Source organism: Aromatoleum toluclasticum ATCC 700605 (assembly GCF_000378245.1).
Taxonomy (GTDB): domain Bacteria; phylum Pseudomonadota; class Gammaproteobacteria; order Burkholderiales; family Rhodocyclaceae; genus Aromatoleum; species Aromatoleum toluclasticum.
In genome coordinates this window covers 274,260-299,701 of the sequence record NZ_KB899494.1, presented here as the reverse complement: position 1 = coordinate 299,701, position 25,442 = coordinate 274,260, and the positions used below count along the sequence as shown (strand labels likewise).

Below are 25,442 nucleotides of genomic sequence, written 5' to 3'. Positions count from 1 at the left end.
CGTGGAACGAGAACTTCAGATCCTCTGGACCGCAGTAGCCGCATACGTGCTAGCCGGCATCATCGCCGTCATCGGTGTCGTGCTCGGTAAACGGCCGGAACGCGCGGTCCTCGGGCTGACGCTGACAGGACTCGCACTGCAGACCGTATCCATGGGCCTGCGCTGGGAGCGTCTCGGGCACGGACCGTTCATCACGATGTTCGAGATACTTTGCTCGAATATCTGGAGCCTGATGTGCGCCTACACCTTCGCCTACTGGCGCATCCCGCGGATTCGCGCAACTGCAGCGATCGTATTGCCACTGATGTTCATCATGCTCGGCTGGCTGATGGTCACCCACCCCGGCGAGGGGCACTACCCTCCGACCTACAACACCCCCTGGCTCTTTATCCATATTGGTTTGGGCAAGGTGTTCCTTGGAGCGGTTCTGGTCGCGGTCGGCTTGTCCTGCGTGATCCTGATGCGGCAAGCCGGCATCGGAATCACGCGATTGCAGCAGTTGCCACCCAATCCCCAACTTGACGAACTTGCCTTCCGCTGCATGGCGATCGGGCTGATATTCCACACACTGATGCTCATCGCCGGCGCCATCTGGGCGCAGGACGCCTGGGGTCGTTACTGGGCCTGGGACCCTCTCGAAACCTGGGCATTCATCACCTGGCTCACCGTGGCGTTTACGATCCACGCCCGACTGGCATACCGGCTGACGCCCCCCATGCACGCCGGCCTGATTCTTGCCGTATTCGTCACCGCCTTCCTGACCTTCTTCGGCGTGCCGTTCATATCGGCAACCCCTCATCAGGGAGCCGTATGATGGCAAAGAGGTTCGACACTCCCCCCGGCGTATCACATCGCTGGCTGCTGCTCGCCGCGTCATTCCTGGGGCTTTCCGCCGTCGCGGCCACTGCGCTCGTACTCGCCCGCACGCCGGTCCTCACATCTCTGGTGCCGCCGGACAGCTTCCCGCGCGCCCTCGTCGTACACGTCAATCTCGCCACCTTGCTCTGGTACTTCGCGATGGCCGGAGCGATGTGGACCGAGACCCTGCCGTCGAGTCGACACCGTACGGCACAAGGCCTTCTTGTCACTGGCGCAGCCGGGGCCATCGGGATCGTCGCTGCAGGCCTGTTCGCCCCGGGAAATCCCGTCCTCGCAAACTACTTCCCCTATGTAGACCACCCGGTATTTCTCGGATCCCTCGCAATCTTTGTCACCGCGGGACTCGGTACGGGCGGAATATCCCTGGCTCGCCCCCGCGACGCCGCTGAATGGGGTTTTGCGATCGCGCGCTGGCCATTCTGTATGGGGACGGTCTATCTCGCACTTGCCCTGCACCAGCGGATGGGGCTTGTCGATGCCCTCTGGGGCGCCGGCCACATACTCCAATTCGGCTTTGTCACCCTCATGATGGCAATGTGGCTCCGTCTGGCGGAGCGCACCGGAATGACGAGCGTCTCGTCGCGACTCGCCATTCCCCTTTTCGCCGCCGCATCGCTGCCCGCAACCATCGCACCGGCGCTTCTGCTTGCCGGCCTGGATCACGGCACGCTCCATTCCACTCATACGAATGTCATGAGATGGGCCAACTGGCCGGCGGCACTGGCCTTCGGTCTTCTTCTGCTCTCGCGCAAGGAGGTCCGCCGCGCAGACAGTTTTATCGCATCACTTGGGCTATATAGCATCGGCATTCTTGCGGGTACCGCAATCGACAGCCAGACAACCATGGTGCCCGCCCATTATCACGGTACAATCGGCGCGTTCACGCTCGCCCAGATGGCGGCCGTTCTCGCCCGCATATCGCCAGCCGCGGACGCCGAACATTTCCCCCCTCCCAGCACCCGACCGCTCTCGGTATATGCCTTCGGGATCACTACACTGATCTGCGGCCTCGCCTGGAGCGGGATTCTCGGCGCCCCCCGCAAGGTCGCGTTCAGCGGAGAGGGGGCAGATCCGGCCGCAATCCTCGCCGCCGCCCTGACGGGGACCGGCGGCGCGATCACGATAGCGGGCGTCGGATACTTTGCATGCGTCGCCGTACCTCGAATTCTCGGATTATGCAGAACACACACAACCCCGACCGCCCCGCCCAACGCCCCCGCAGCCGCCGCGATGTTCGCCGCCGTGCGATAGCCGTCACGGTGCTCGCGACCGTGGGCCTCGGGGCTCTGCTGGCCTGGAAACCCGACCCACCCCATGGACTCCCCCAGACACGCCTTGCATACGCGGACATATTCAGGGCGAAGCCTCGCCTGCCCTCCGCCACCGATGCAACGCAGAACGAAGTTCGGTTGCGATTCGAGCAGGGCGTCGCAATGCTTCAGATGCGTCAGTATGACTACGCACTCACGGCGTTTCATCAGGTTCTGACCCTGGCCCCGAGGCTTCCCGAGGCGCACGTGAATATGGGGTTCGCGCTGATCGGACTCGAGCAATGGAAACAGGCTCGCGATTTTTTCGAATCGGCAATCGAACTGCGGCGCAATCAGGTCAACGCGTACTACGGTCTCGCGCAAACCCTCGAAGAGCTCGGTGACCGCCCCGGCGCGATGGGTGCAATGCAAACCTACCTCCACCTCGCACCGATGGACGATCCATTCCGTCCGCGAGCGGAATCGGCCCTGTGGGAATGGCGCTCGGAGCCTCAGCACGATGGCGCGGACAAGCAAGCGTCACGTGCAACGCCCACCGGCAAGCCATAGCCTGCATCGACGCGACTTGCCCGCCATTTCCCGAATCCAGGAATCCATTCCCGCAAACGATACAATCGGTTACATTTTCGAAGCCGGAATGGCAGCTCCCTTCAGCCAGCCGCTTTTCTTGCCGATAAGCCAATGGTAATAGCACTCGGGCCCGAATTTTGCATGCAGGACCGGTCCGACGTACCGCGGCAACGCCGGCAGGGAAGCAAGGATCGAGAGGCGGGTGACCACGGTGCGGAAGCATGAACTTCCGACGCTCCACGAGTCCGGAGCAGCGAAGGGGACGATTACACTCGTTTGGTTGTCAGTCGACCGTAACTCGTGCAATTTGGCTGGCAGGAACGGATCACGTTATGAAGAGGGTTGAACTATGAAGCAGGTCCCGTGGGTAACAAGAGTCCGTCGTGGGCTCACTGCGCTGCTGTTTGCCGTAGTGGCCATCACGCTGTGGACCCCGTCCGACAGCCGCGCCGAGTACGGCGACATCGTCATCAACAACTATGCCGACGCGGCCGGCATGCGGCCGGCGATCTTTCCGCACTGGTTCCACCGGATCCGCTTCCGCTGCAAGGTCTGCCACGCGGACCTCGGCTTCCAGTTCAAGGCCGGCGGCAACGAGATCACGATGCTGAAGATCATTGACGGCCAGTTCTGTGGCGCCTGCCACAACGGCGAAGTCGCCTGGTCCGTCGAGAACTGCGATCTGTGCCATTCCGGCAAACCGAACACCCCCACGCAAGTGCACGAAAGCACCATCCAGAAACTGGCAGTTCCCGTCGGGCAAGGAGGTAGCAAGAAATGACCCGCCGTATTCCAACCCTTCTCCTGACCGTGTTCGCCGCCACCCTGTTCGGCTCGGCACCCGTCATCGCCCAAGACGCCAAGAGCAAGCCCGCGGCCCCCTCCGCCGCAGCCCCGGCGGCCGCTCCGGCCACAACCGCGCCGGCAACTGACGTCAACCGTTTCAACCGCCTGCTCAAGCCGGCCAATCAACGCAACCTGCCTCCGATGCAGGACGGCATCCACGACCCCGGCAGCGAAGGCACTGCAGCGCTGATGCCGCCGCTGTCCGCCTTCGAAACGCTTCCCCGCAGCAACGCCGGAAACCGCGTCAATTGGGTCAAGGCCCTCGAAGATCGCGCGATCAACCCGCGCTGGGACCGTGTGGATACAAACGCGGTACCGATCGTGATGGATTTGAACATCGTCCGCGAAGTCAAGGGATCGATGCCGGACGTCGTCTATCCGCACAAGCAGCACACCGAGTGGCTTGACTGCTCCAACTGCCACCCCGCAATCTTCGTCCCGCAGAAAGGCGCCAACCAAATCAGCATGGCGGCCATCCTTCTCGGGCAGAAATGCGGCGTGTGCCACGGCAAGGTTGCCTTCCCGGTGTCCGAGTGCCGCCTGTGCCACTCGAAGAAGAAGGACGGCCCGGTCGCCCGCACGGGTCAGTAAGTCGTTTCGCAGCCAACAACATCCATGCCCAGGAGTCCACAGTGATGAAACCGAACTACCGTAGTGGGACTCTTGGGCATGCTGCGCTTGCACTGGCACTGACGCTTGCCTCGGGCGGCGCGACGATGGCGCAGACCGAGCCCGTACCGCCGGGCAGCGCATCGACCCGCCTCCAGTCCAACGAGCCCGACCGAGCCCAGCTCGAGCGCCGTTTCGAGTCGGTTGGAACCTTGATCGAAAAATCCACTGCAGCACGCCAGATCGAGTCGAGCGGCGAAGCGCCTGCCATCGAGAAGCGCAAGGCGGCCAAGGAACAATACACGCAAGCAAAGGCCGCCTTCGATGCAGGCGATCTCGCAAAGGCTTCCAGCCTGCTTTCCACTGCGAGCAAGACCATGTTCGAAGCGGCACGGCTTGCCGCACCGGAAAGCGTCAACGGAAAGAAAGTCGAAACGGACTACAAGAACAAGCTCGAAAGTGTCCGCGCCCTGCTCTCCGCGCAGCAGCGAATTGCGTCGGAAAAGGGTAACAAGGAATCGCAGGAAAGCAGCCGGCAGGTCGAGGCGCTCATCGCCGACGCAGAACGCAAGGCAGCAGCCGGCCAATATGCGAGCGGCCGGACGATTCTCGAACAGGCATACCTCCTTGCCAAGGCATCGGTCAGTTCGATGCGCTCCGGCGACACGCTGGTACGTTCCTTGAACTTCGCATCGAAGGAAGAGGAATATCACTACGAGATCGACCGCAACGAGACGCACAAGATGCTCGTCAAGGTATTGCTCGAGGAAAAACTCGCCGGGGCCCCGATGAGCCCGCGCGTCACGGAATTCCTCACGAACGCAGGCTCGCTCCGCGGCGAAGCCGAAGCGGCCGCATCGCGCAAGGATTTCGAGGCAGGGATCAAACTGCTCGAACAATCGACCAGCGAACTGGTCAAGGCGATCCGCAGCGCCGGTATCTACATTCCCGGCTGAGCCGTTTGCGTGCCGCGCTCGATCATGCATGGAGAGACGGCACAACCCTGATCCGCACCCGCGAGGACGAATTCCTGAAATCAGGAAGACCGTCATCCCGAAGTCTCGATTGCGCTCCCCGAAACGCAGCGGCCTGGACGTCCACCCCGGATTTCGAGCGATTGCGGGTCGGCATGCCGATTGCTAGATCAATCTCACGACCCCGCCATCGAAAACGCACGACAAGATGCCCGCACTCAGCACCACCCTCAGCTCGGACGAATCGCCGCCCTTGGCCGCGTGGTCGGCAGCGACCCCGCAGCGCGGCTACGTTCATGCAGGGCGGCTGTGCCCGTGGTTCGCCTGCGCGGCTGCGGTGCTCTGCTCGATTGGCCTGTTCGTCGGTCTCGTCGTCGCCCAGACGGATCCGCACCAGCACGAGCACTACCGAATCGCGTTCATACATACCCCGTCCCTCTGGCTGTCCGTCGCGATCTACTTCATTACCGCGGGCACGGCGGGCTACGGTCTTGTGCGACGACAGCGCTTTCTGTCGATGATCGCTTCGGCCCTCGCGCCGACAGGGGCGCTGTTTGCGTTTCTGGCACTATGGACCGGGTCCCTCTGGGGCAAACCGATCTGGGGTGCGTGGTGGGTGTGGGAGGCGCGCCTGACCGCCGAGCTGCTGGTGCTTTTCCTCTTCCTCGGCTACGTTGCCCTGCAGGAAGGCATAGACGACACACGCCGCGCGGACCGCGCCAGCGGACTCCTGGCCCTGATCGGAGCGTTCGGATTGCCCCTGCTCTACTTCGCCGTCTTTCGCTGGAGCGGCATGTATGGCGCGGCACCGCAAGGCCTGTCGGCCCCGGGAACTCCGGTGATCGGCACAGGAATACTGCTGATGAGCCTGGGCCTGCTCGCCTACGCCGTTGCGGCAACGCTCGCCCGCCTGCGCAACGTCATACTCAAGCGCGAACGCAACAGCGAGTGGGTCATACAAAACTTCGGTGCCCGACCATGAACTGGGGCAGCTGGAGCGAATTCTGGGCGATGGGCGGCGACGGCCTCTACGTCTGGAGCGCCTACCTCGTTGCGATCGTTGTCATCTTCACGGAAATTGCCGTCCTTGCATTGACGCGCCGTTCCATCCTCGAGCATCTTGGCCGCTATGCCAAAATTGCAAGAATGGAGAGGAAGCCGCGAAATGATGACTCGAGATTCTGATCACCGATCGTCACCGCTTAGCGCCGTCGCAGCCACGCGGCGCACACTCACCCGCCGCATCTTCGCGACCTTTGCCGTCATTGCCCTCCTGACTCCGCATGCGGCACCGACAAGAGCCGCGGAGACACCCGCATCAATGCCGGCGCTGCAACTCACCGGTCTCGAAGGTGGTGCAATTCGTAGCCAGGATTGGCTCGACGGCCGTCCGGCCGTGCTTAATCTGTGGGCGACGTGGTGCGCCCCCTGCCGCACCGAAATGCCCTCGCTGCAGCGGCTCGAAGCGCTCCTCGCACCCGAGGGCATTCGCGTGCTCGCGCTGTCCGTCGATAGCGATCACAACCTCGTGCGCGAATTCGTACTCAAGTACGGGATCACCCTGCCGGTGAGCATCGCAAACTCACCGAGCCAGGCCATGGCCGCACTGGGGGTCATTGCGCTCCCCCAGACGCTGTATGTCGGAGCAGACGGGCGCATCCTGGGCAGTCATCTCGGACAGCGGGACTGGGCCGATCCCGCGACGGTACGCGAAGTGCGCGGCCGCTTTGCTGCGAAGACGCCAACCAAGCCCTAGCCGGCGCGCTGCACGGGCCGCCACCCGTGCCTTACACGACGCGAATTGTCCCCATCATGCCGCCCGCGGCATGATCGAGAATATGGCAGTGGTACATCCAGTCGCCCGGATTGTCGGCCACGAACGCGACGTCGACGGTCTGGCGGGGGCCCATGATGACCGTATCGCGCCAGACCGGCCGGGCCTCCTTGCGACCATCGACGGCAAGGACGCGGAAGAAATGACCGTGCAGATGCATGGGGTGAATGAAGTCGGTCTCGTTGATCATGCGCAGAACGACATGCTCGCCCCGCCGAAGGTGCAGGAACGGCTCGTGCGTCAGCGCATGTTCATGCTGGGCCGTGTAATTCATCGTCCACGCCAGACCATGCCGCTCCATCAGTTCATGCGAACGGACCGGCTTGCCGTCGACGATGCCCATAGTCGGGGCACCCCGCATTCCACCCTGGAACATGATGTAGTGCTCGGTCGCCTTCGCCAGGTCCGGTTCCACCAGGCGATTGGGTGCCAGCCGCATCGGGGCTCCCAACGGCTTGCGGCGCAGCGGGCGCGCATCGACGTAGACCAGCGATGCGATCGGTCCCGCGCTGCGGCGATGGGTGTCGTTCATGAGGAAGCGGCTTCCAGGGGTCTGCATGCAATCGACGACCAGATCCGCCCTCATTCCCGGCCCAAGGACCAGGCGTTCGACCACATGCGGTTCGACGGCCTGACCGTCGTGGGCGATCACGTTCATCGCGTGGCCGTGCAATTCGAGCTGGAAGATCCTCGCTGCTGCCGCATTGATCAGCCGCAGGCGAAGGCGCTCGCCGCTTCTGACCTCGAGGACGTTTCCTGCACCGGCCGCGCTGCCGTTGAGCAGGACCTCGTTGCCGATCCGCCCGTCGTTGGCGATGTCCAGGATGCGGCCGAAGTCCTCGATCTGCAGTCCATCGTCGCCGATCCGCACGTCCGACAGCAGCCAGACGAGTTCGCGGTCGACCTCGATCGGCCGCTCCTCCTCGACGATCAGGGCACCATAGAGTCCGCGCGGCACCTGTTCGAAACTCGATTGATGCGGGTGGTACCAGAAGGTGCCTGAATCCGGCAGCGGAAACTCGTAGACGAATTCCTCGCCCGGCTTCACCGGATTCTGGGTGACGTAGGGAACGCCATCCATGGCGTTCGGTACACGAACCCCGTGCCAATGCACTGCGGACTCCGTGTCCAGTGCGTTCTGGAAGCTCAGGCGGACCGATTCGCCCTTGCGATACCGCAGCAACGGCCCCGGAACGCTTCCATTGAAGCCCCAGAAATTAGTGCGCGGCGCCCCCGCGCGAATCGACTGTTCGACCGGCGCCGCACGCAACATCGCGGCCCGTTGAGCGGCGGCATTGCCAAGCCGGGGAGAAAGTGCGATCAGGCCGAGCGACGATGCGGCTGACGTGATGAATTGGCGGCGCGAAATACCCATCGTCTCCCCCTCGAACGAGTTGATCAGGTGCGGGTCAGCGCGATTCCGGGCGCTCATACAGGCGAACGAGACGATCCGTCGCCGCGAGTATGGAGTCTGCGGCTTCCGCAGCAATCAGGCGATAGGACCCAGCCCCCTCGACCGACAATGCGGTGCGCAACCACTCCCATTGCAGCGCGATTTCCGCGAGCTCGGTACGCATGTCCGCGGTGTTGCCCGGCAAGGCCGCGAGGGTAGTCAGGCCGCGCCCGAACTCGTCGGCTGCGGACTCCATCTCGCGGCGGCTTGCCGCCGTATCGGCGCCCCACGAGTACAGCATGTAGGCCTTCACGACACGCTGCGAGAGCATGCGCAGGCTTCCCGCCTGATTGATCCTGCGTGCACCGACGCCATTGGCCGCGGCTTCCAGCGTAACGACCAGCCGGTCCGCGCTTTCGAGAACATCGAGGCTGCGTCGTGACGCGAGCAGCGCGCGCGTCCTGTCGGCGGGTTCGGCGACCGCGGCGCGCAGCGCCGCCCAGTCCCCTCTCAGGCGCTCGATCGACGGCCCCGCCGGTGGCACGCCGGCCGCAAGCACTTGCATGCGCTCGAGATTTCGTTCGAAGCGCACGATCGAATCCTGCAACTGCTCCAGCGCAGCGGCGGGGACCACCTCGAGGCCCAGCTGCACATAGGACCTGGCCAGACGTTGCGACAGCATCCGGAGTTCGCCTGCGGCATTGATGTCGCCGGGGGATACGCCCGGCTGCGCAGCGGCGTGCGCGGCCACGGTCGCCATCATTGCCCAGAGGAGAACGAACAGCTTCCGCATCATTGAGCGCTCCTCGCGTCAGAACACCGGTACGCCCATCGACTGCAAGGCTCGAATCAGCTGGGCGGAGGCCTGCTCCATGAGCTTGACCCCCTCCGCGTGCTGACCTGCCTTAGCCTGCTCGTCGGCGTGTGCGCCGAGCCTGCGCCCTTCCTCTACGAAGCCTTCGACCAGACGCCGCTTGTCGCCGGCAGCCCGCCCTTCCGCAACCATCATGTCGACCATGATCTCGTTGCTCGCAAAGCGTTTCTTCTCGTATGCGTACTCGTCCGCAGGCGTGTCGAACTTCAGCGACAGCAAAACCTCCTGGCCGGCCCGCAGACGCGACAATTCCTCGACGGCAAGCTTGTAGGCTTCGGCCATCTTCTTGCCGGCCTCGCCGACGCGCCCCGCCTCGGCAAGTTGCCTCGATTCGGCCGCCAGGCCATCGACGCGCCCGAGCAATGCCTTGGCCGCGGCGCCTTTCTGGGGATCCCTGGACAACTCCTCGATCGAGCTCCTGTACATCCCGACCTGGTCGTCGAGATCCTGCAGGTTCTTGCGCTGCGCACTCTCGGGCAGGGCCCCGTCGCCGGGTGACATCCGGCGCGATGCGCTCGACACGGACCGCAAGGCGTCGTCCGCCAGCTTTGCGGCCTCATCGAAACGCGCGTCGGCAAGTGCCTTGCGAGCGTCGTCGATTGCGCGCTTACCCTGTTCGATGAGCGACCGGGATTCCGCCTCGCGCCCCTCCGCCGCGCCTCTGGCCGCCGGAGAGTTGATCAGCGTCTCGACCAGACGAATCTTCTGCTCGATCAGGCGCCGCTTCTGATCACTTCCGTCGGCTGGCGCCTGCGCCGCCACCGTCACGGCAAACACTGCGGCAACGACACCCGTCATCCAGCGCAATCTCATCGACTTCTCCGGTTCATGCGCGATGAAACCAATCGGAGCGCGGCTGCTTCAGATACCGACACCACTCGCGATGTGCGTTGCCTGGGGCACGCTCAGTGCCCCGCCCCCGTCGGTCCGCCGAGGAAGGACCGCGCGCCGGCGTGACCATGGTCGGCTGCCGAGCGAATCCAGCGCATCGCCTCCTCCTGGTCCTGAACGACACCCTTGCCTGCCAGGAACAGCAGTCCCAGACCGTACTCCGCTTCGGCATGCCCCTTGCGTGCGGCTTCGAAATACCAGCGCGCCGCCTCCTGGTCGGGATCCTGCACGGACTTGGGGAGCCTGTCACCGAACACGTACATATTGCCGATGAAGTACATTGCATCGAGATTGCCCTGATCCGCGCTGCGTCGAGCCCACTGCAACGCCTTGTCCTCGTCCTCCGGCACGCCGCGTCCGTAGAAGTACATGATCGCGAGTCTTTCCTGGGCTACGGCATTCCCGCCCTCGGCGAGTGGTGCGAACTGTTTGGCGGCAACCTCGTACTGGCCGCCATCGTATTGGCGAAGCGCATCGTCGATGGGGGCGGCATGCACGGCTCCGGTCAGCAACAACATGCAAAAGGAAAGACGACGCAACATGAAAAAACCCTCTCCCTATCAAGTCAGTTCTGTGTCCGGGAGCAGCGACAGCAAACACTCCCGGCGTATTGCCGAACCCGCACGCAATAACCGTACCGTCCCACGTGATTGCGAACGTATCGCCGGTACTGTGTTCTTATCTTTTTCTCCCCCGCGTGGCGCCATCGTGCGGGCAAGCGCGCCATCTGAGAAAATGCGTGCGTGCGCGTCTAGTGTAGCCCGACAGTTCCGACGGAAGCGGTACGCGCCCTGAGAAATGAGATGAACACGACCTTCAGCACCGCCGACGGTCTCTTCGAGATGCCCGACGACGACACACGACCGCAGGATCACCTCGGGCGGCAGCCGCGCTCGCTGTCGCTCAGGGCAAAGGGCATCATCGCCTTCATCCTCATGGTCGCGTACTCGCTGCTGATCGGCGTAACCACCGAAACGCAGCGCCAAGGCCTCCTGCGCGTGGTCGACGAGCTCGAGATAGCCCATCGTACCGAAGCACAGCTCCTCGAGATCAACACCTCCATGGCGCGCACGCTGTTCGCCGTGAACATGTCCTTCTCGGACGACGACCTGGCGACGTCGGCAATCCGTTCGATGATCGAGGTCGAAGCCAGCCTGTCCCTGCTCGAAGCGATACAGGACCGCCACCCGACGGTGCTGATGCTTGCCGGGAAGCTGCACGCGCTGGTGCGCGACCTGGCGCAGTCGCCGACGCTCAGCACCCTGGGGGTTGCGCGCGCAACCCTGAACGAATTGATCATCGAACTCGACGGCGTTACAAAGAATGCGCATGCGCACCGGCTGAAGCTCCTCGACCAGTACCGGGAAAATTACGATCGAATTACACTGAGCAGCTTGGCCATGCTCGTGATCGGATTGATCCTGCTGGGCGCGGTTACCGCCATATTCTTCAGCCGTCTGACGTGGGACATCCGCAAACTCGAGGCACATGCACACGGAATCGTGAATGGGAATCGCGATGCGGCCCTGCCCGTTACACGCAATGACGAACTGGGAACGCTGATGCACGCGGTCAACCGTATGCAGCAGGATCTGCGCGAACGTGAACGCCACATCGAACGCGCGCGGCTCGAACAGTTCCATCGCGAGAAGATGGTGGCCGTCGGCTCGCTCGCGGCGCAACTCGCACACGAGATCAACAATCCCATTGCGGCGATCACGGGGGTCGCAAGCGCGATGAACCAGGTGCAGCAGTCCCGACAGTGCCCCAATCATGGCGTGTCGTGCCATCCCGGACTGATCCTCGAACAGGCGAAGCGCATTTCTGCAATCACGCGGCAGATCGCCGACTTCACGCGACCGCAGCCCCAGCGCCCGGAACTGCTGAGCCTGAACGAACTCGTGAGCAATACCTGCGCGTTCGTCAGCTACGACCGGCGCTTCCGGCGCATCGCCATGACGACCGAACTCGACAGTGAAATGCCGGCCATACGGGCAATCGGCGATCACCTGACGCAGGTCCTGATGAATCTCCTGTTCAACGCCGCCGACGCCCTCGAGGAAATGCCTGCCGAACATCCCGCCCGGATTCTCGTGCGTACTCAGGCGTTCGAGCACGATGCGCTGGTCGAGATCGTGGACAACGGCGCCGGCATCGACGCCGGCACGCTCGGGAGGGTGTTCGACGAATACTTCACGACAAAGCCGGCCGGCAAGGGAACCGGCCTCGGACTCGCCCTCAGCCGCGAGCTGATCGAGGACGCAGGAGGCACCCTGACGCTTGAATCCGAACCCGGCAAGGGCGCGACGGCACGCATACGCCTGCCCCTGCGCCCGCCGGAACGGGTAGCCTGACAACTGAACTGGGCAGCATCCACACCACAAGGGAATTCGATGCACATACTGGTCATCGACGACGAACGCGCAGTCCGGGAAATTCTCGCGGACGCCTGCCGGCAGGCAGGCTACTCCGTCGACGAGGCGCGCAACTGTACTGAAGCCGCATCGAAACTGGTCCGCGGAGACGTCGACCTCGCGCTTTGCGACATCAAGATGCCGGACGGCAACGGAGTCGATCTCATGCGATCGATCAAGGAGTCCGGCGTCGAAACCAACTTCATCATGGTCACGGCGTTCGCCTCGATGGAGTCGGCGGTCGAAGCGCTGCGCCTGGGCGCCTCGGACTATGTCACCAAGCCGTTCAACGTCGAGGAAATGCTGCACCGGGTGCAGCAGATTGCCGCCCTGCGCGGGCTGCGCGAGGAAAACCGCGTCCTGCGCAAATTCGCCAAGGTGGACTCCGACAAGTTCCGTTTTACCTCACCGTCGATGGCTGCGGTTGAGCGCCTCGCGGGGAAGGTGGCCCCCACGGACAGCACCGTACTGATCACCGGCGAATCCGGCACCGGCAAGGGCGTGCTTGCACGCCTGATCCACGACCAGAGCCGGCGCAGCGAGCATCTGTTCCTGCCGGTCAACTGCAGCGCGATTCCCGAAACGCTCATGGAGGCCGAGTTCTTCGGCCACACCAAAGGCGCGTTCACGGGCGCGGACAAGGCCCGCAAGGGCCTGTTCCTGCAGGCGGACCTCGGCACCCTGTTCCTCGACGAAGTCGGCGAACTACCGATGCTGATGCAGACCAAGCTCCTGCATGCCATCGAGGAAAAGGAAATTCGTGCAGTCGGCAGTGAACAGTCGCGCCGTGTCGACTGCCGGATCGTTGCCGCGACCAACCGCGACCTCAGCCAGATGGTCAAGGAGGGCACTTTCCGCGAGGACCTGTTTTTCCGCCTCAGCATGTTCCACATCCACATACCGCCGCTACGCGAGCGCAAGGAAGACATCCGCAGTCTCATCCGCTTCATTCTCGACCGCGCGCGCGATCAGCGCAACGCGGCATCGTGCATGACGGTCTCGGACGACGTCGAACGGCTCCTTGTGGGCTACCCATGGCCCGGCAACGTGCGCCAGATGGAAAACGTCATCAACCGCGCGTGCATACTTGCCGAGGACAGTTGCATCACCCTGGACGACCTGCCACCCGAGATCGCCCGCACCGGCTCCCGCATCCAGGCTCATGGCACATCCATTGCTTCCCAGCGGAGCTTGCGCGATCAATTGCGCGAGTTCGAGGCGAGCGTGATTCACCGGATGCTCGATGAGACGGGCGGAGACAGGCGCACGGCAGCCCAGAAGCTGGGGATCGGCCTGTCGAGCCTGTACCGGAAACTCGACGAATTCGAAGCGTTCGGCATTCACAGGAGCGATTCCGGCAATCCTCCCTCCACACGCGACCCCAACTTCGAACAAGGATTCTAGAATGAAGCTTCCCGGAACTGAGAAGTTCGTTCCCGCTTTCAGCCACGCTCTTATCATACTGGCCCTGCTCACCACGGCGCCGGTTGCGTTCGCCGATGCGGAAGCGGACTACCAACGCGGACGCGAAGCCTATCGCGTCAACGATGTGGTCGGCGCGATGGCGCCATTGAAGAGGGCAGCCGATACCGGACACGCCGGAGCCCAGGCACTGTACGGATCCATCCTCGACAGCGCGGAACTCGATGAAGAAGCCGTCCCGTATCTTCAGAAAGCCGCGGCACAGGGGAACATGGATGGCGAGTACGGACTGGCAAAGATGTACTTCACCGGCGAAGCCAAGGCGCCCAGCGACGTCGAGACGGGAAGGTTGATGCGGGCTGCCGCGTCGAAGGGACACCAGCTTGCGATCGTGACGATCGCGCTCGCCTTCGTCCGCGGCGACAAGCGCCTGAACGCCGAAAATTCCGATGCGCAGGAAGCAAGCGAGTTTCTGCTCAAGGCAGCCGAGCTTGGGGAACTCGATGCGATCAAGGCGGTTGCGGAGGGTTACCGCGGCGGCAAGTACGGATTCACGGCCGATGCGGCCAAAGCCGATCAGTGGGACAGCCGTCTTGCCGGCCTTCTCGGCACCTCGAAGAAGGGCGCGAAGAAATGATGCCTCTTCGCAAACAGGCAGGCGCATTCGTCCTGGGCCTGCTCTGCACGCAAGCTGCATTCGCAGCAGACGTAGTCGGAGGTCAGCGCATCTATAACCAGTACTGCATCGGCTGCCACGGCCCCGGCGGAAACAGCGCGCTACCGAACGCTCCGCATTTCTCCCGCGGCGAGCGCCTGATGCAGCCCGACATGATGTTGCTCGGCAGCATCAAGAGCGGCAAGATGATGATGCCATCATTCAACGGCGTCCTTAGGGATCAAGAAATTCTCGATGTAATCGCTTACTTACGGACACTTCAACGATGACCCTGAACCTGCAGCACGCACGGCTCGCCCTCGCGGCGGTCGGACTGGCCCTCACCTGCATGACCGGATCGGCCTTCGCCCAGGCACCGGCGCCCGACTACCGGGTCCGCGAGACATTCAATGTCGGCGACACCGTATACGTGCGCGCACTGACCATCGAGAAAGGAACGAACACCATCTGGGTCGGTACATCGACAGGGGTGCACGAAATCGACCTCACCACGCGCAAGCCGCGCAACACCTTCACGCGCGCCGACGGCCTCGCGAACGAATACGTGTTTGCCGTGGGTATCGATTCGCAAGGTTACAAATGGTTCGGCACCAACGCCGGCGGTGCTTCGCGCTACAAGGACGGCAAATGGAAGACCTACTTCCCGATGCATGGCCTCGCCGACTACTGGATCTACTCGTACGCCAACGACAAGGACGGCAACCTCTGGATCGGCACCTGGGCGGGGGTGAACCACTACAACGTCAAGACCGGCGAATTCAAAAAGTACGTCAAGGAACTCATCAACGAGTGGGTGTACGGCCTTGACGTGGACGCCAAGGGTCGCGCGTGGTTCGCGACCGAGGGCGGCGTATCGATGTTCGACGGCAAGACGTGGAAGTCCTGGACGCACAAGGACGGATTGGGCGCACCGAACGCAGAGCAACTCCCCGCGTCGAGCAACACGGGCCTTGGCACGCGGTCGCGCCACGACCTGACGACGATGGAGCACGGTCAGCCGACCTACAATCCGAACTACTCGTTTGCGATGCACATCGACCCGCAGGGCGATGCATGGGTGGGCACCTGGGGCGGCGGGGTCGCGCGCTTCGACGGCAAGAACTGGAAGAACTACAACAGCAAGGACGGACTGGTCGGCAACATCGTGTATTCGATGGCTCAGGACAAGCAAGGCGTGTTCTGGTTCGGGACCGACAAGGGCGTTTCGCGCTTCGACGGCAAGACCTGGCGCTCCTTCACGACCAAGGAAGGGCTGCTTGACTCGCACGTGTACACGATTGCGGCGGCCGACAACGGCGACGTCTGGGTCGGCACGCGCCGCGGCGTCGCGGTCATCGGCAAGTAACGCACACTCACAGTCGGACGCGCCGCGGACCGTTCTACGGCCCCCGCCGGCCGGGCGACAACCGGAACTTAAACTGGAGTCTTTCGCATGAGTTACAAAGTTGCAACCGTCGCCGCCATCGTCGGTGCCATCGCGATTGCCGGCGCCTATACGCTCGGGCAGCAGCAAGGCAAGGCACCCGCCTCCGTTGCGAGCGCGCCGGTCGGCGCCCACCCGGCAGGCGGGGCACAGGAGATCCGCGAGGGGAAGGTCGGCGTCGACCCGAGCGAGAAATTCACCCATTTCCGCGTCGGCAACAAGAACGTCAAGAAGATCTTTGCCGACAACGGCGTGATCTGGGTCGCGACCTCCGGTGGAGTCATCCGCTACGACACGCGTACCGACGAATACAAGATGTTCGACAACCAGAGCGGCCTGCTGTCGAACGGCATGTTCTATGTCGGCCGTATACAGGGGAAGATCACCGTCGGCACCTATGGCGGCGGCATGTCCATGCTGGACGAAAAGACGGGCACGTGGGAGACCTACAACATTCCGGAAGGCCTCGGTGACGCCTTCGTGTATGACGTTGTCGAGACCCGTTCGGGCGATATCTGGATCGCGACCTGGTCGGGCGTGAACCGCGTCCGCGGCGGGAAGCTCAAGGATCCTGCGGCGTGGGAGCTCCATACGGTCGAAAGCACCGGTGGCGGCCTGCCCAACGACTGGGTGTACGGCCTCGCCGAAGGCAAGAACGGCGAAATGTGGCTCGCCACCGAAGGCGGCATGTCGCGCTACGCCGACGGCAAGTGGGAGCACTGGAACCACTCGCGCGGCATCGGCGCGGACTACGACAAGGTCAAGCAGGACATCGCCTACAAGAGCGATCCCGCGAAAGAATCGCTGCACCACGCGCAGCAGAAGCGCGAGATGGGTCTGGAAGGCATCGACCAGGCTTACAACCCGAACTACATCATTGCGCTCGTCGTCGACCAGGACGGCAGCGTGTGGTCGGGCACTTGGGGTGGCGGCCTGGCTCACTTCGACGGCCAGAAATGGACGAACTACACGACGGTCGAAGGCCTACCGGGCAATCACGTCTTCATGCTGCACCGCGACCAGCAGAACCGCCTGTGGATCGGCACCAACAATGGCCTGGCGGTCAAGGAAGGTGACAAGTTCCGCATCATGAAGTCCTCCGACGGCCTGTTCAGCGACACCGTGTTCTCGATGACGACGACGAAGGAAGGCGACCTCTGGATCGGCAGCTACGGCGGGGTCGCGCATATCCGGCCGGCGACCTGAGCCAGACGGCAGGACAGCACTGCGGCGCCCGGGCCGCCCCACCGAGTGGGGCGGCTTTTTTTCGACTGCGCGTTTGAACGCTGCGGGCGGTCACAGCGAGAGAGCCCTCCGGCCGTCGCTCCACTCACTTGCCGCACCGCGGCCGCCGGCCCAGGAAGGCGCTCGGCCGCAGCTGCGGGGGAATCACCCATTCGACGGCAACGCGGACATCTCTGCCCTTCATCGCATCTGCGCGGAAAAGAAGTCCGGAACGTTCGCCGCCATACGCCAATCCCTGCAACAAGCCCCGCCCGAAAACAAAGGGGCGTGATGCCTGCGGCACCACGCCCCCGATTGATGCGACTGCGGTCTTACTTGCGCACGCGATCGATCACGATGCTCACGCCCTGCGCGTCGGGAGAGGCCAGCACGGCCTGGCTTTCGAGATCGCCGGCCGTTGCGGTCGCGCTGCCACCCTTCGACAGGCGGGCACCGACGGCAATCTGTGCCGGCAGGGAGCCCTGCGACATGCGCTGTGCCTTGCTGAAATCGAAATCGACGGGCAGGTCGCCGGCGCGCACCCGCAACGCGGCGATGGGCATGCCGCCCTGCGGCGGACGCGCAAACACGAAGACGGTCGCGTCGCTGCCGGCTTGCTGCGCGAGTTCGGGTGACAGGCTCAGACGGCCGCGCAGCGTGAGGGACGCCGACGAGTCCTGCGCCCCTTCTTCCCGCCCCGCCCCCCCCATCCCTGCAACCTGAGCGCCGGCGGGCGGATTCAGTTGGGGCATGCCTCCCTTGGTACGGGCCTCGTTGATACTCGCGACAATCGAGCTATACGCGCCATCGCCGGGCTGCATGTTGGCGAGGATCTTCTCCCATTGAGCGGAAGCGGTCGCATAGTCATGGCGGATGAAGGCGGACGTACCGGAAAGCGCCAGTGCCTTGACGTGATTCGGCGCCAGTTCGAGCGCACGGGCGATGAGCCGGTCGGGATCACCGTCGAACTTGCGTCCGGCTGCTCCGGCAAGCAGGTCAGCCCAGTCGGCGAGAATGTCCGGATGATCCGGGATATTCGCGCCGATTCTGTTCCAGGTCGCCACGGCGCCCTGGAAATTTTGCATCACGGCAAACGACCGGCCCAGCATCATCCAGCCCTGCACGTCGCTCGGCTCACGTTCGAGCCGTTCGGCGAGTTGGGCCACCATCGCCTGCATCTGCTCGGGCGTGATCTGGTGACCGGCCTCGGGCGCGGGCTTGACGCTGGCAGGATCGAGTCCTTCAGGGGTGCCGAGAATCAGGTACACAGCCGCCGCGAGCACGGGTACGGCGAAAACCACGCCGAGCGCCCAGCCGCGGGCGGGAGCGAAGTCGACACCGGCTTCCGCCGTGCCGGCCTCCGTCAGCGCGCGCTGCTCGAGCTCCTCGCGGGATCGCTTGTAGTCGGCTTCCGCCATACGCCCTTCGGCGTGGTCGGCTTCAAGTTCGGCTAGTTGCTCACGCAGGACGATCAGTACGGTACGCGCCTGTTCCTGACGTGCAGCATGTTCGCGCGCCTTCGCTCCCGTACCCAGCATGGGCGGGATCACGAGCAGCAGGGCGCCGGCCACCAGCATGGTGGCCAGGATCAGGAAAACAGTCACGAGCGGGACTCCTGGGAAGGTTTGGCAGTACCGTCGAGCAAGGCCGCGGCGCGGGCATGCTCTTCCGCGTTCAGAGGCGGCGGGGCTTCGCGAACGCGCCTGCGCAGACGCCAGGCGAGCCATCCGGCTCCGGCGACGAGCAACAGCCCCGGTCCAAGCCAGAGCAGCAGGGTTGTTCCCTTGAACGGCGGCAGATAAAGGACGAAATCACCATAGCGGGCAACAAGATAGTCCACGACGGCAGCTTCGTCCTTGCCGGCAAGGAACTGCTCGCGGACCTGGTTGCGCAAATCCACGGCCAGGGGCGCGTTGGACTCCGCGATCGACTGGTTCTGGCAGACGAGGCAGCGCAGGTCGTGCGACAGGCGCATGACGCGTTCCTCGAGGACGGGGTCGTCGGAAACCGTCGCGGCTTCGCCGGCTTGGCCGGCCACGGGAAGCAGCAGCGCTGCAACAAGCGCCAGGCGGCGCATCACATCAGCTCGCACGTTGCAACTCCGCGATCTTGGGCAGTAGCACATCACGCAAGGATTCCCGCGTGATCGGACCGATGTGCTTGTAGCGAATCACCCCTTGCTGATCGATCAGGAAAGTCTCGGGGACGCCGTACACCCCGTAGTCGATGCCGATGCGCCCGTCGAGATCGAGGGCCGACACCATGTACGGATCGCCGCCGTGCTCGGTGAGCCACTGGCGCGCACGCTGACGCGCGGTGGCCAGTTCGGTGGCGGGATCGAGCCCCTTCGCGTCGACGGCTCCGTCGCCCCGCACTTCCTTATAGTTTAGACCGACGATGGGCACCGGACTGTTGCGGGCGAACTCGACCAGGACCGGATGCTCGTAACGGCACGAGATGCACCACGAGGACCACACGTTGAGGAGCCACACGCGCCCCTTCAGGTCCTCGGGCGAGATGGTCTTGTCTTCGGCCTGCAACTGCGGCACGCGGAAGGCCGGTGCGGCCTTGCCGATCAGCGGCGACGGGACCTCGCGCGGGTTGAGTTTCAGGCCATAACCGAGAAATCCGGCCAGCAGCAAGAAGATGAACAGGGGAACAAGAAACTTCGCTTTCATGGAACCTCTCAGACAGCCTGGCGCGCCGCCCCCGCAGGGACTTCGCGCTCGGCAAGACGACGGTAACGGCGGTCGGAGGCGGCGAAGATTCCGCCCAGCACCATCAACGAGCAGCCGAACCAGATCCAGCTGATGAACGGACGGTAGAACAGGCCCACGACCCAGGCGCCGTCCTCGAGCTGGTCGCCGAGGTTCACGTACACGTCGCGGAGCGGTCCGATATCGATCGAGGCTTCGGTCATCGGCATGCCCTGGGCTTCGTAGAAGCGCTTCTCCGGCGTCAGCGTCGCGAACCTGACGCCACCGCGGCTGACGTCGATCGTCGCGCGCGCAGCGGCGTAGTTCGGCCCGGGGGCGTTCGCGACGCCACGGAACGTGAAGGTATAGCCGGCGAGCTGTGCGGTATCGCCGGACAGCATCTTCACCTGGATCTGGCTGTTGAGACTGCCGACCAAGGTGACACCGATGATGAACACGCCAATCCCCAGGTGCGCGAACCACATCCCCCACCAAGCAGCGGGAATGCTGCGCACGCGGGCGCCCGTTCCCGCACCCTGACGGTCGGCGAGGCGCTGCCGCAGGATCAGCACGCTGCCGATGAGAACCCACGCCGCGAGGGACAGACCCAAGGCGGTGCGCCACGTGACGTGGCCGATCGCGAAAGCAGCGCCGATACCGAGGACCGCACTTGCGATCAGGCCCGGTGCGACCTTGCGCAGGACGCGGCTGCCATCATCGCCCTTCCAGCGGACGAAGGGGCCGATCATCATCAGCACAATCACCGGGGTCATCAGCGGCACGAACACGGTTTCGAAGTACGGAGGGCCGACGGAGATCTTGCCGAGGTTCAGTGCATCGATGAACAGCGGATAGAGCGTGCCGAGCAGCACCGAGCCGCTGGCGACGGACAGCAGGACGTTGTTGCCGAGCAGGGACGCCTCACGCGACACGAGACCGAAGCTCCCCCCCCCGGCCAGAGTCGGCGCACGCCAGGCAAACAGGGTCAGCGAGACGCCGATCACGAGGACCAGCAACGCCAGCACGAAGAGGCCGCGCGCGGGGTCGGTGGCGAACGCGTGCACGGAGGTCAGCACGCCCGAGCGGACGAGGAAAGTGCCCATCAGCGACAGCGAGAACGCGCCGATCGCGAGGAGGACGGTCCAGCTGCGGAAGGCACCGCGCTTCTCGGTAACGGCCAGCGAGTGCATCAGTGCCGTACCCAACAGCCACGGCATGAAGGAGGCGTTCTCGACCGGGTCCCAGAACCACCAGCCACCCCAGCCGAGCTCGTAGTAGGCCCAACCCGAGCCGATCGTGATACCTGCGGTGAGGAAGATCCAGGCGACGGTCGTCCAGGGACGCGACCAGCGCGCCCAGGCGGCATCCATGCGGCCGGACAGCAGCGCGGCGATCGCGAATGCAAAGGCGACCGAGAAGCCGACGTAGCCCATGTAGAGCAGCGGCGGATGGATGATCATGCCGGGGTCTTGCAGCAGCGGATTGAGGTCGCGACCTTCGGGCGCACCGGGCAGGATCCGATCGAACGGGTTGGACGTGACCAGCAGGAACAGCAGGAAGCCGCTGCTCACCAGGCCGAGCACACCGAGCACGCGCGCCATGAAAATTTCAGGCAGGTTACGGCTGAACACCGTCACCGCGACCGTCCACAGCGCGAGCGACATCGCCCACAGCAGCAGCGAGCCCTCGTGGTTGCCCCATACGCCGGTGATCTTGTAGATCAGCGGCGTCGCCGAGTGCGAGTTGCTGGCAGCAAGTTGCAGGGAGAAATCGCTGTTGATGAAGGCCCAGGTCAGACAGCCGAACGAAAACACGATGAACAGGAACTGGCCCTGTGCGGCGGCGCGACCGACGGACATCAGCGCGAGGCGGTTGCGGCTCGCGCCGATGAGGGGCACCACGCCCTGCACGAGGGCGAGTATCAGCGCGAGGATCAGTGAGAAGTGGCCTAGTTCGGGGATCATTGCTTCACCGTCTTGGCGGTTTTCTGCGCTTGGTCGACCGCATGCTGCGCTTCAGGCGGCATGTAGTTTTCGTCATGCTTGGCGAGCACTTCGGACGCGGCGAACTGGCCGTCCGCTCCCATCTTGCCCTGCACCACGGCGCCCTTGCCCTCGCTGAAGAGATCGGGCAGCGAGCCCTTGTAGGTCACGGGGATGACCTTCGCGGTATCGGTAATCGCGAACTGCACCGTGAGGCCATCGGCCGCGCGCTTGATGGAGCCGGGTTCGACGAGTCCGCCGATGCGGAAGGTGCGGCCGGTCGGCGCCTTGCCTTCGGCGACCTCGGTGGGGGTGTGGAAGAACACGAGGTTCTCCTGGAAGGCGGTGAGCACGAGGGCCACCGCCCCGATCAGCAGTGCGACGGCGCCGCCGAGCAGCATCAGCCGTTTGCTACGGGGTTTCATTCAACGATCTCCTCAAAAGCACGACGCCCGCCCGCGCCGGCCGCATTGGCCCGGCGCAGGCGCAACAGGCGCCGTACGGTATCCCTACGACGACGCACGACGAGAATCAGTTCCCCGACAACGAGCAGCAGCGTCACGCCGTAACTGCCCCACACGAAGGGGGCGAACCCACCCATGTCCCAGAAGGCACTCCAGGATTCCCACTGCATCAGATCTTGCCCTCCAGCGCGTTCAGTTCGGCCGCGACCCAGTCGGTATGGCGCTCGCGCTCGAGGATCAGCGACCGCACGCGCCAAAACGTGACCGCGATGGTGTAGGCCCACGCGGCGAGCGCCATGACCAGCATCCCGGTCAGCATGGTCGTCGCCATCGAAGGCGCCTTGTCGAGGCTGACGGAAGCGCCCTGATGCAGGGTGTTCCACCACTTCACCGAGAAATAGATGATGGGCACGTTGACGGCGCCGACGAGCGCGATGATCGCCCCGGCCTTGTCTGCGCGGCGCGGATCTTCGATGGCCCGGGTGAGTGCCATGAATCCCAGATACAGGAAAAGGAGCAGCAACTGGGAAGTCAGGCGCGCATCCCATACCCAGTACGCACCCCAGGTCGGTTTTCCCCACAGGGAGCCGGTCAATAGGGCAACGAAGCAGAACATCGCGCCGGTGGGCGCAAGCGCCTGCGACATGATGAAGGACAGGCGGGTGTTCATGACCAGCCCGACGAAAGACCAGAAGGCCATGACCATATAGACGAACATCGACATCCAGGCCGCGGCGACGTGGATGTAGATGACGCGATAGACGTCGCCCTGGGTGGCATCGGTCGGCGCCACGAAGAAACCCAGCCATAGGCCGATCGCGGCAAGGATCGCGGCGATCCCGGCGAACCAGGGGGCGAGCCTGCCGGCCAGCGGGTAGAACATCTGGGGAGCGGCGAAGCGGAAAAGGCTCTTGCTGCGTTCGGGCTTGTGCATGTCTTTCATCATTCAACCGCAATTCGGAGGGCTGCCGCACAGGCCAGCGGTGCCAGAGCCAGGGTAGCCAATAGTCCGCCACTTAAAAGCAAAAGATGTGCCTGCGCACCGACGCCGGACAGGTAGGCGTCGACCGCGCCGGCGCCGAAGATCAGCACCGGCACGAACAGGGGTAGCACGAGGAGCGCGAGCAACATGCCGCCACCGCGCAAGCCCAGCGTCAGCGCGGCACCGACCGCACCCAGCAGCGCCAGGATCGGGGTTCCGAGCGCCAACGACAGGATCAGCACTCCCAGCGCGCCTTGCTCCACGTCAAACAGCAGGGCCAGGCCCGGCGCGACAACCACGAGCGGGAGGCCGGTGGCGATCCAGTGGGCGCAGATCTTCGCGACGACCCACAGGACCGTGGGCTCGGGCGTGAGCAGGAGCTGCTCGAGCGTGCCGTCGGCGTGGTCCTGCGCGAACAGGCGATGCAGGGACAGTAGTGTCGACAGCAGGGCGGCTACCCACAGCACGCCGGGCGCAATGGCGCGCAACTGGTTGGGCTCGGCACCGACCCCGAAGGGGAACAGGCACACGACGACGACGAAGAACGCGAGCGTGACGAGGACGTCGGCACGACCGCGCCATGCAAGCAGAAGGTCGCGGCCCAGGACCGCGGTAAAAGGACCCAGAGCGCGACTCAACAGGCTACCTCGGCAAGATCGAGCACCGTCGGAGGTTTTGCAAAGGGCGCGTCCTGGTGAGTGGTGAGCACCACCATGCCGCCGGCGGCGCAATGTTCGGAAAGAGTGGCCGTCAGGTCGGCCACGGCGGCGACGTCGAGAGCGGTGAAAGGCTCATCGAGAATCCATAGCTTGCGGTCGGCCTCGAGAAACAGGCGCGCCAGCCCGACGCGCCGGCGCTGCCCCTGCGACAGGACGCGGGCGGGGAGGTCGAGCTGCTGGGCGAGACCTATGCGCACGAGGGCATCGATGCAGGCGTCCTCGTCGATCTTGTCGCCACCCGAGGAGCAGGCGAAGCGCAGGTTTTCGAGCGGCGAGAGGAGGTCATTGAGCGCCGGCGCATGTCCGAGGTACAGCAAGGAACGATGGTAGCTTTCGCGGTCGCGGTTGATGGGAACGTCGTTCCAGCGGATTTCGCCGCTCTCGGGCATCGCGAGGCCGCACAGGATGCGCAGCAGGCTGGTCTTGCCGTATCCGTTCGGACCGGCGACGCGCAGCAGTTCCCCCGGAGCGACCCGCACGGAAAGGCCACGGAACAGCGGGCGGTCACCCTTCACGCAGGCGAGATCATTAGCATAAAGCATGGGCGTGGATTTAACCACAGACGCGACCGATTCGGGAGCCCTGGAAAAGGTAAAACCCGCGATTTCACCAGTGGATAGGTGAAATCGCGGTCGGATCGGTGAGAAGGGGGAACTTCAGTCCTGCCTGGGCGGAACCGGCGGGTGGAACACCTCGGGCGCGACGCTTTCGCGCGTGGCGCCGATGTCCTGCGCGATCGGCGGCAGGGAGTGCGCGATGCCCTTGTGGCAGTCGATGCAGGTCTTGCCCTCGGCGAGCCCGGTCTGGTGCGCCTTGTTGGAGCGGCGGCCCTGCACGGAGTAGTCGAAATACTCGTAGTTGTGGCAGTTGCGGCACTCCTGCGAGTTGTTCTTCTTCATGCGACGCCATTCGTTCTGGGCGAGCTGGACGCGCTTGGCGTTGAACTTCTCGGGGGTGTCGATCGAACCGAGCAGGTGGTGGAAGACTTCGTTGGATGCCTGGATCTTGCGGATGATCTTGGGAATCCATTCCTTGGGCACGTGGCAATCCGGGCAGGTCGCGCGCACGCCGGTGCGGTTCTGGTAGTGGATGGTGTTGCGATACTCCTTGAAGACGTTTTCCTTCATCTCGTGGCAGCCGATGCAGAAGGCTTCGCGGTTGGTGAATTCCAGCACCGTGTTGAAGCCGCCCCAGAAGATGATGCCGGCGACGAAGGCAATGCCGACGACGCCGAAGGCGAGGCGACGCAGGCGCTGCCACAGGCTGCCCTTCGCGTTGTTGTTGTCCTGGGTCATGTTG

Annotated in this window: 29 protein-coding genes; 15 read left to right on the top strand and 14 right to left on the bottom strand. The window is 64.0% G+C overall.

Translation table 11 applies throughout. The features are described from left to right. Position 1 precedes the first annotated feature (1 nt). From F464_RS0108995 to F464_RS0108955, 9 genes are all read left to right on the top strand, one after another. On the top strand, positions 2-814 hold the full coding sequence (locus F464_RS0108995; protein WP_018989469.1) for a cytochrome c biogenesis protein: 813 nt from the start codon (positions 2-4) through the stop codon (positions 812-814). After that, positions 814-2,130: a hypothetical protein gene (locus tag F464_RS0108990; protein ID WP_018989468.1), complete on the top strand. Its 1,317-nt coding sequence runs from the start codon at positions 814-816 to the stop codon at positions 2,128-2,130. The genes F464_RS0108995 and F464_RS0108990 overlap by 1 nt, the downstream gene beginning before the upstream one ends. Further along, the gene (locus F464_RS0108985) at positions 2,025-2,699 is read left to right on the top strand and encodes a tetratricopeptide repeat protein (protein ID WP_332309969.1); all 675 of its coding nucleotides are present in this window, start codon (positions 2,025-2,027) and stop codon (positions 2,697-2,699) included. Before F464_RS0108990 ends, F464_RS0108985 begins: the two co-directional genes overlap by 106 nt. Before the next feature lie 370 nt (positions 2,700-3,069). After that, complete coding sequence (locus F464_RS0108980) at positions 3,070-3,501, top strand: c(7)-type cytochrome triheme domain-containing protein (RefSeq protein ID WP_040394715.1); 432 nt, start codon at positions 3,070-3,072, stop codon at positions 3,499-3,501. Next, the gene (locus F464_RS0108975) at positions 3,498-4,157 is read left to right on the top strand and encodes a c(7)-type cytochrome triheme domain-containing protein (protein ID WP_018989465.1); all 660 of its coding nucleotides are present in this window, start codon (positions 3,498-3,500) and stop codon (positions 4,155-4,157) included. Before F464_RS0108980 ends, F464_RS0108975 begins: the two co-directional genes overlap by 4 nt. Continuing rightward, on the top strand, positions 4,109-5,131 hold the full coding sequence (locus F464_RS0108970) for a hypothetical protein (protein WP_232428853.1): 1,023 nt from the start codon (positions 4,109-4,111) through the stop codon (positions 5,129-5,131). The genes F464_RS0108975 and F464_RS0108970 overlap by 49 nt, the downstream gene beginning before the upstream one ends. A 226-nt stretch (positions 5,132-5,357) precedes the next feature. Continuing rightward, positions 5,358-6,131: a cytochrome c biogenesis protein CcsA gene (gene ccsA / locus F464_RS0108965; RefSeq protein WP_018989463.1), complete on the top strand. Its 774-nt coding sequence runs from the start codon at positions 5,358-5,360 to the stop codon at positions 6,129-6,131. Continuing rightward, the gene (gene ccmD, locus F464_RS0108960; RefSeq protein ID WP_018989462.1) at positions 6,128-6,334 is read left to right on the top strand and encodes a heme exporter protein CcmD; all 207 of its coding nucleotides are present in this window, start codon (positions 6,128-6,130) and stop codon (positions 6,332-6,334) included. Before ccsA ends, ccmD (F464_RS0108960) begins: the two co-directional genes overlap by 4 nt. Before the next feature lie 136 nt (positions 6,335-6,470). Next, positions 6,471-6,905, top strand: a complete 435-nt coding sequence (locus tag F464_RS0108955; RefSeq protein ID WP_018989461.1) for a TlpA family protein disulfide reductase — start codon at positions 6,471-6,473, stop codon at positions 6,903-6,905. A gap of 31 nt (positions 6,906-6,936) precedes the next feature. Here the strand turns inward: F464_RS0108955 and F464_RS0108950 are convergent, their stop codons facing one another. The 4 genes from F464_RS0108950 to F464_RS0108935 all read right to left on the bottom strand — a co-directional run bounded on the left by F464_RS0108950 (position 6,937) and on the right by F464_RS0108935 (position 10,683). After that, complete coding sequence (locus F464_RS0108950) at positions 6,937-8,358, bottom strand: multicopper oxidase family protein (RefSeq protein WP_040394776.1); 1,422 nt, start codon at positions 8,356-8,358, stop codon at positions 6,937-6,939. 34 nt (positions 8,359-8,392) lie between these two features. Next, complete coding sequence (locus F464_RS0108945) at positions 8,393-9,172, bottom strand: type IV pili methyl-accepting chemotaxis transducer N-terminal domain-containing protein (RefSeq protein WP_018989459.1); 780 nt, start codon at positions 9,170-9,172, stop codon at positions 8,393-8,395. A 15-nt stretch (positions 9,173-9,187) separates the two neighbouring features. Then, entirely contained in the window at positions 9,188-10,063 is an 876-nt protein-coding gene (locus tag F464_RS0108940; RefSeq protein ID WP_157353620.1) for a hypothetical protein, read from the bottom strand. A 92-nt stretch (positions 10,064-10,155) separates the two neighbouring features. Then, positions 10,156-10,683 (bottom strand): tetratricopeptide repeat protein, encoded by a 528-nt coding sequence (locus F464_RS0108935; RefSeq protein WP_228215143.1) that lies wholly within the window; start codon positions 10,681-10,683, stop codon positions 10,156-10,158. A 261-nt stretch (positions 10,684-10,944) separates the two neighbouring features. On the opposite strand from F464_RS0108935, the gene F464_RS0108930 reads away from it, so the two are divergent. The 6 genes from F464_RS0108930 to F464_RS0108905 all read left to right on the top strand — a co-directional run bounded on the left by F464_RS0108930 (position 10,945) and on the right by F464_RS0108905 (position 17,282). After that, the gene (locus tag F464_RS0108930; RefSeq protein ID WP_018989456.1) at positions 10,945-12,495 is read left to right on the top strand and encodes a sensor histidine kinase; all 1,551 of its coding nucleotides are present in this window, start codon (positions 10,945-10,947) and stop codon (positions 12,493-12,495) included. Positions 12,496-12,534: 39 nt separating this feature from the next. Then, a complete protein-coding gene (locus tag F464_RS0108925; RefSeq protein WP_018989455.1) occupies positions 12,535-13,959 on the top strand; it encodes a sigma-54-dependent transcriptional regulator in 1,425 nt (474 codons plus the stop codon). Position 13,960: 1 nt separating this feature from the next. After that, a complete protein-coding gene (locus F464_RS0108920; protein WP_018989454.1) occupies positions 13,961-14,614 on the top strand; it encodes a tetratricopeptide repeat protein in 654 nt (217 codons plus the stop codon). Then, the gene (locus F464_RS0108915; RefSeq protein ID WP_157353618.1) at positions 14,611-14,922 is read left to right on the top strand and encodes a c-type cytochrome; all 312 of its coding nucleotides are present in this window, start codon (positions 14,611-14,613) and stop codon (positions 14,920-14,922) included. The genes F464_RS0108920 and F464_RS0108915 overlap by 4 nt, the downstream gene beginning before the upstream one ends. Next, positions 14,919-15,998 (top strand): ligand-binding sensor domain-containing protein, encoded by a 1,080-nt coding sequence (locus tag F464_RS0108910; protein WP_018989452.1) that lies wholly within the window; start codon positions 14,919-14,921, stop codon positions 15,996-15,998. The genes F464_RS0108915 and F464_RS0108910 overlap by 4 nt, the downstream gene beginning before the upstream one ends. A gap of 87 nt (positions 15,999-16,085) precedes the next feature. Beyond that, on the top strand, positions 16,086-17,282 hold the full coding sequence (locus tag F464_RS0108905) for a ligand-binding sensor domain-containing protein (RefSeq protein WP_018989451.1): 1,197 nt from the start codon (positions 16,086-16,088) through the stop codon (positions 17,280-17,282). A 350-nt stretch (positions 17,283-17,632) separates the two neighbouring features. Here F464_RS0108905 and ccmI read toward each other — a convergent pair whose 3' ends face one another. From ccmI to F464_RS0108855, 10 genes are all read right to left on the bottom strand, one after another. Then, on the bottom strand, positions 17,633-18,904 hold the full coding sequence (ccmI, locus tag F464_RS0108900; protein ID WP_018989450.1) for a c-type cytochrome biogenesis protein CcmI: 1,272 nt from the start codon (positions 18,902-18,904) through the stop codon (positions 17,633-17,635). Further along, positions 18,901-19,377 carry a cytochrome c-type biogenesis protein gene (locus F464_RS0108895; protein WP_018989449.1) on the bottom strand — a complete coding sequence of 159 codons (477 nt, stop codon included), beginning with the start codon at positions 19,375-19,377 and terminating at the stop codon, positions 18,901-18,903. The genes ccmI and F464_RS0108895 overlap by 4 nt, the downstream gene beginning before the upstream one ends. Positions 19,378-19,381: 4 nt before the next feature. Further along, entirely contained in the window at positions 19,382-19,978 is a 597-nt protein-coding gene (locus F464_RS0108890; protein WP_018989448.1) for a DsbE family thiol:disulfide interchange protein, read from the bottom strand. A gap of 8 nt (positions 19,979-19,986) precedes the next feature. Continuing rightward, positions 19,987-21,960, bottom strand: a complete 1,974-nt coding sequence (locus F464_RS0108885) for a heme lyase CcmF/NrfE family subunit (protein WP_018989447.1) — start codon at positions 21,958-21,960, stop codon at positions 19,987-19,989. Continuing rightward, entirely contained in the window at positions 21,957-22,403 is a 447-nt protein-coding gene (gene ccmE / locus F464_RS0108880; protein ID WP_018989446.1) for a cytochrome c maturation protein CcmE, read from the bottom strand. Before ccmE ends, F464_RS0108885 begins: the two co-directional genes overlap by 4 nt. Then, positions 22,400-22,612 carry a heme exporter protein CcmD gene (ccmD, locus tag F464_RS28075; RefSeq protein ID WP_018989445.1) on the bottom strand — a complete coding sequence of 71 codons (213 nt, stop codon included), beginning with the start codon at positions 22,610-22,612 and terminating at the stop codon, positions 22,400-22,402. Before ccmD (F464_RS28075) ends, ccmE begins: the two co-directional genes overlap by 4 nt. Then, positions 22,612-23,376: a heme ABC transporter permease CcmC gene (ccmC, locus tag F464_RS0108870; RefSeq protein WP_026295862.1), complete on the bottom strand. Its 765-nt coding sequence runs from the start codon at positions 23,374-23,376 to the stop codon at positions 22,612-22,614. The genes ccmD (F464_RS28075) and ccmC overlap by 1 nt, the downstream gene beginning before the upstream one ends. Positions 23,377-23,384: 8 nt before the next feature. Beyond that, positions 23,385-24,062 carry a heme exporter protein CcmB gene (gene ccmB / locus F464_RS0108865; RefSeq protein ID WP_018989443.1) on the bottom strand — a complete coding sequence of 226 codons (678 nt, stop codon included), beginning with the start codon at positions 24,060-24,062 and terminating at the stop codon, positions 23,385-23,387. Further along, the gene (gene ccmA / locus F464_RS0108860; RefSeq protein ID WP_018989442.1) at positions 24,059-24,685 is read right to left on the bottom strand and encodes a cytochrome c biogenesis heme-transporting ATPase CcmA; all 627 of its coding nucleotides are present in this window, start codon (positions 24,683-24,685) and stop codon (positions 24,059-24,061) included. The genes ccmB and ccmA overlap by 4 nt, the downstream gene beginning before the upstream one ends. Positions 24,686-24,799: 114 nt before the next feature. Further along, the gene (locus F464_RS0108855) at positions 24,800-25,438 is read right to left on the bottom strand and encodes a NapC/NirT family cytochrome c (RefSeq protein ID WP_018989441.1); all 639 of its coding nucleotides are present in this window, start codon (positions 25,436-25,438) and stop codon (positions 24,800-24,802) included. Between the last annotated feature and the right edge of the window lie 4 nt (positions 25,439-25,442).

Bases quoted from the DNA above. Each gene is read 5' to 3' on its own strand.
- F464_RS0108990 (WP_018989468.1), top strand. From the start codon at position 814: ATGGCAAAGAGGTTCGACACTCCCCCCGGCGTATCACATCGCTGGCTG.
- F464_RS0108985 (WP_332309969.1), top strand. From the start codon at position 2,025: ATGCGTCGCCGTACCTCGAATTCTCGGATTATGCAGAACACACACAAC.
- F464_RS0108980 (WP_040394715.1), top strand. From the start codon at position 3,070: ATGAAGCAGGTCCCGTGGGTAACAAGAGTCCGTCGTGGGCTCACTGCG.
- F464_RS0108975 (WP_018989465.1), top strand. From the start codon at position 3,498: ATGACCCGCCGTATTCCAACCCTTCTCCTGACCGTGTTCGCCGCCACC.
- ccsA (WP_018989463.1), top strand. From the start codon at position 5,358: ATGCCCGCACTCAGCACCACCCTCAGCTCGGACGAATCGCCGCCCTTG.
- ccmD (WP_018989462.1), top strand. From the start codon at position 6,128: ATGAACTGGGGCAGCTGGAGCGAATTCTGGGCGATGGGCGGCGACGGC.
- F464_RS0108955 (WP_018989461.1), top strand. From the start codon at position 6,471: ATGCCGGCGCTGCAACTCACCGGTCTCGAAGGTGGTGCAATTCGTAGC.
- F464_RS0108950 (WP_040394776.1), bottom strand. From the start codon at position 8,358: ATGGGTATTTCGCGCCGCCAATTCATCACGTCAGCCGCATCGTCGCTC.
- F464_RS0108945 (WP_018989459.1), bottom strand. From the start codon at position 9,172: ATGATGCGGAAGCTGTTCGTTCTCCTCTGGGCAATGATGGCGACCGTG.
- F464_RS0108940 (WP_157353620.1), bottom strand. From the start codon at position 10,063: ATGAGATTGCGCTGGATGACGGGTGTCGTTGCCGCAGTGTTTGCCGTG.
- F464_RS0108935 (WP_228215143.1), bottom strand. From the start codon at position 10,683: ATGTTGCGTCGTCTTTCCTTTTGCATGTTGTTGCTGACCGGAGCCGTG.
- F464_RS0108930 (WP_018989456.1), top strand. From the start codon at position 10,945: ATGAACACGACCTTCAGCACCGCCGACGGTCTCTTCGAGATGCCCGAC.
- F464_RS0108925 (WP_018989455.1), top strand. From the start codon at position 12,535: ATGCACATACTGGTCATCGACGACGAACGCGCAGTCCGGGAAATTCTC.
- F464_RS0108920 (WP_018989454.1), top strand. From the start codon at position 13,961: ATGAAGCTTCCCGGAACTGAGAAGTTCGTTCCCGCTTTCAGCCACGCT.
- F464_RS0108915 (WP_157353618.1), top strand. From the start codon at position 14,611: ATGATGCCTCTTCGCAAACAGGCAGGCGCATTCGTCCTGGGCCTGCTC.
- F464_RS0108910 (WP_018989452.1), top strand. From the start codon at position 14,919: ATGACCCTGAACCTGCAGCACGCACGGCTCGCCCTCGCGGCGGTCGGA.
- F464_RS0108905 (WP_018989451.1), top strand. From the start codon at position 16,086: ATGAGTTACAAAGTTGCAACCGTCGCCGCCATCGTCGGTGCCATCGCG.
- F464_RS0108895 (WP_018989449.1), bottom strand. From the start codon at position 19,377: ATGCGCCGCCTGGCGCTTGTTGCAGCGCTGCTGCTTCCCGTGGCCGGC.
- F464_RS0108890 (WP_018989448.1), bottom strand. From the start codon at position 19,978: ATGAAAGCGAAGTTTCTTGTTCCCCTGTTCATCTTCTTGCTGCTGGCC.
- F464_RS0108885 (WP_018989447.1), bottom strand. From the start codon at position 21,960: ATGATCCCCGAACTAGGCCACTTCTCACTGATCCTCGCGCTGATACTC.
- ccmE (WP_018989446.1), bottom strand. From the start codon at position 22,403: ATGAAACCCCGTAGCAAACGGCTGATGCTGCTCGGCGGCGCCGTCGCA.
- ccmD (WP_018989445.1), bottom strand. From the start codon at position 22,612: ATGCAGTGGGAATCCTGGAGTGCCTTCTGGGACATGGGTGGGTTCGCC.
- ccmC (WP_026295862.1), bottom strand. From the start codon at position 23,376: ATGCACAAGCCCGAACGCAGCAAGAGCCTTTTCCGCTTCGCCGCTCCC.
- ccmA (WP_018989442.1), bottom strand. From the start codon at position 24,685: ATGCTTTATGCTAATGATCTCGCCTGCGTGAAGGGTGACCGCCCGCTG.
- F464_RS0108855 (WP_018989441.1), bottom strand. From the start codon at position 25,438: ATGACCCAGGACAACAACAACGCGAAGGGCAGCCTGTGGCAGCGCCTG.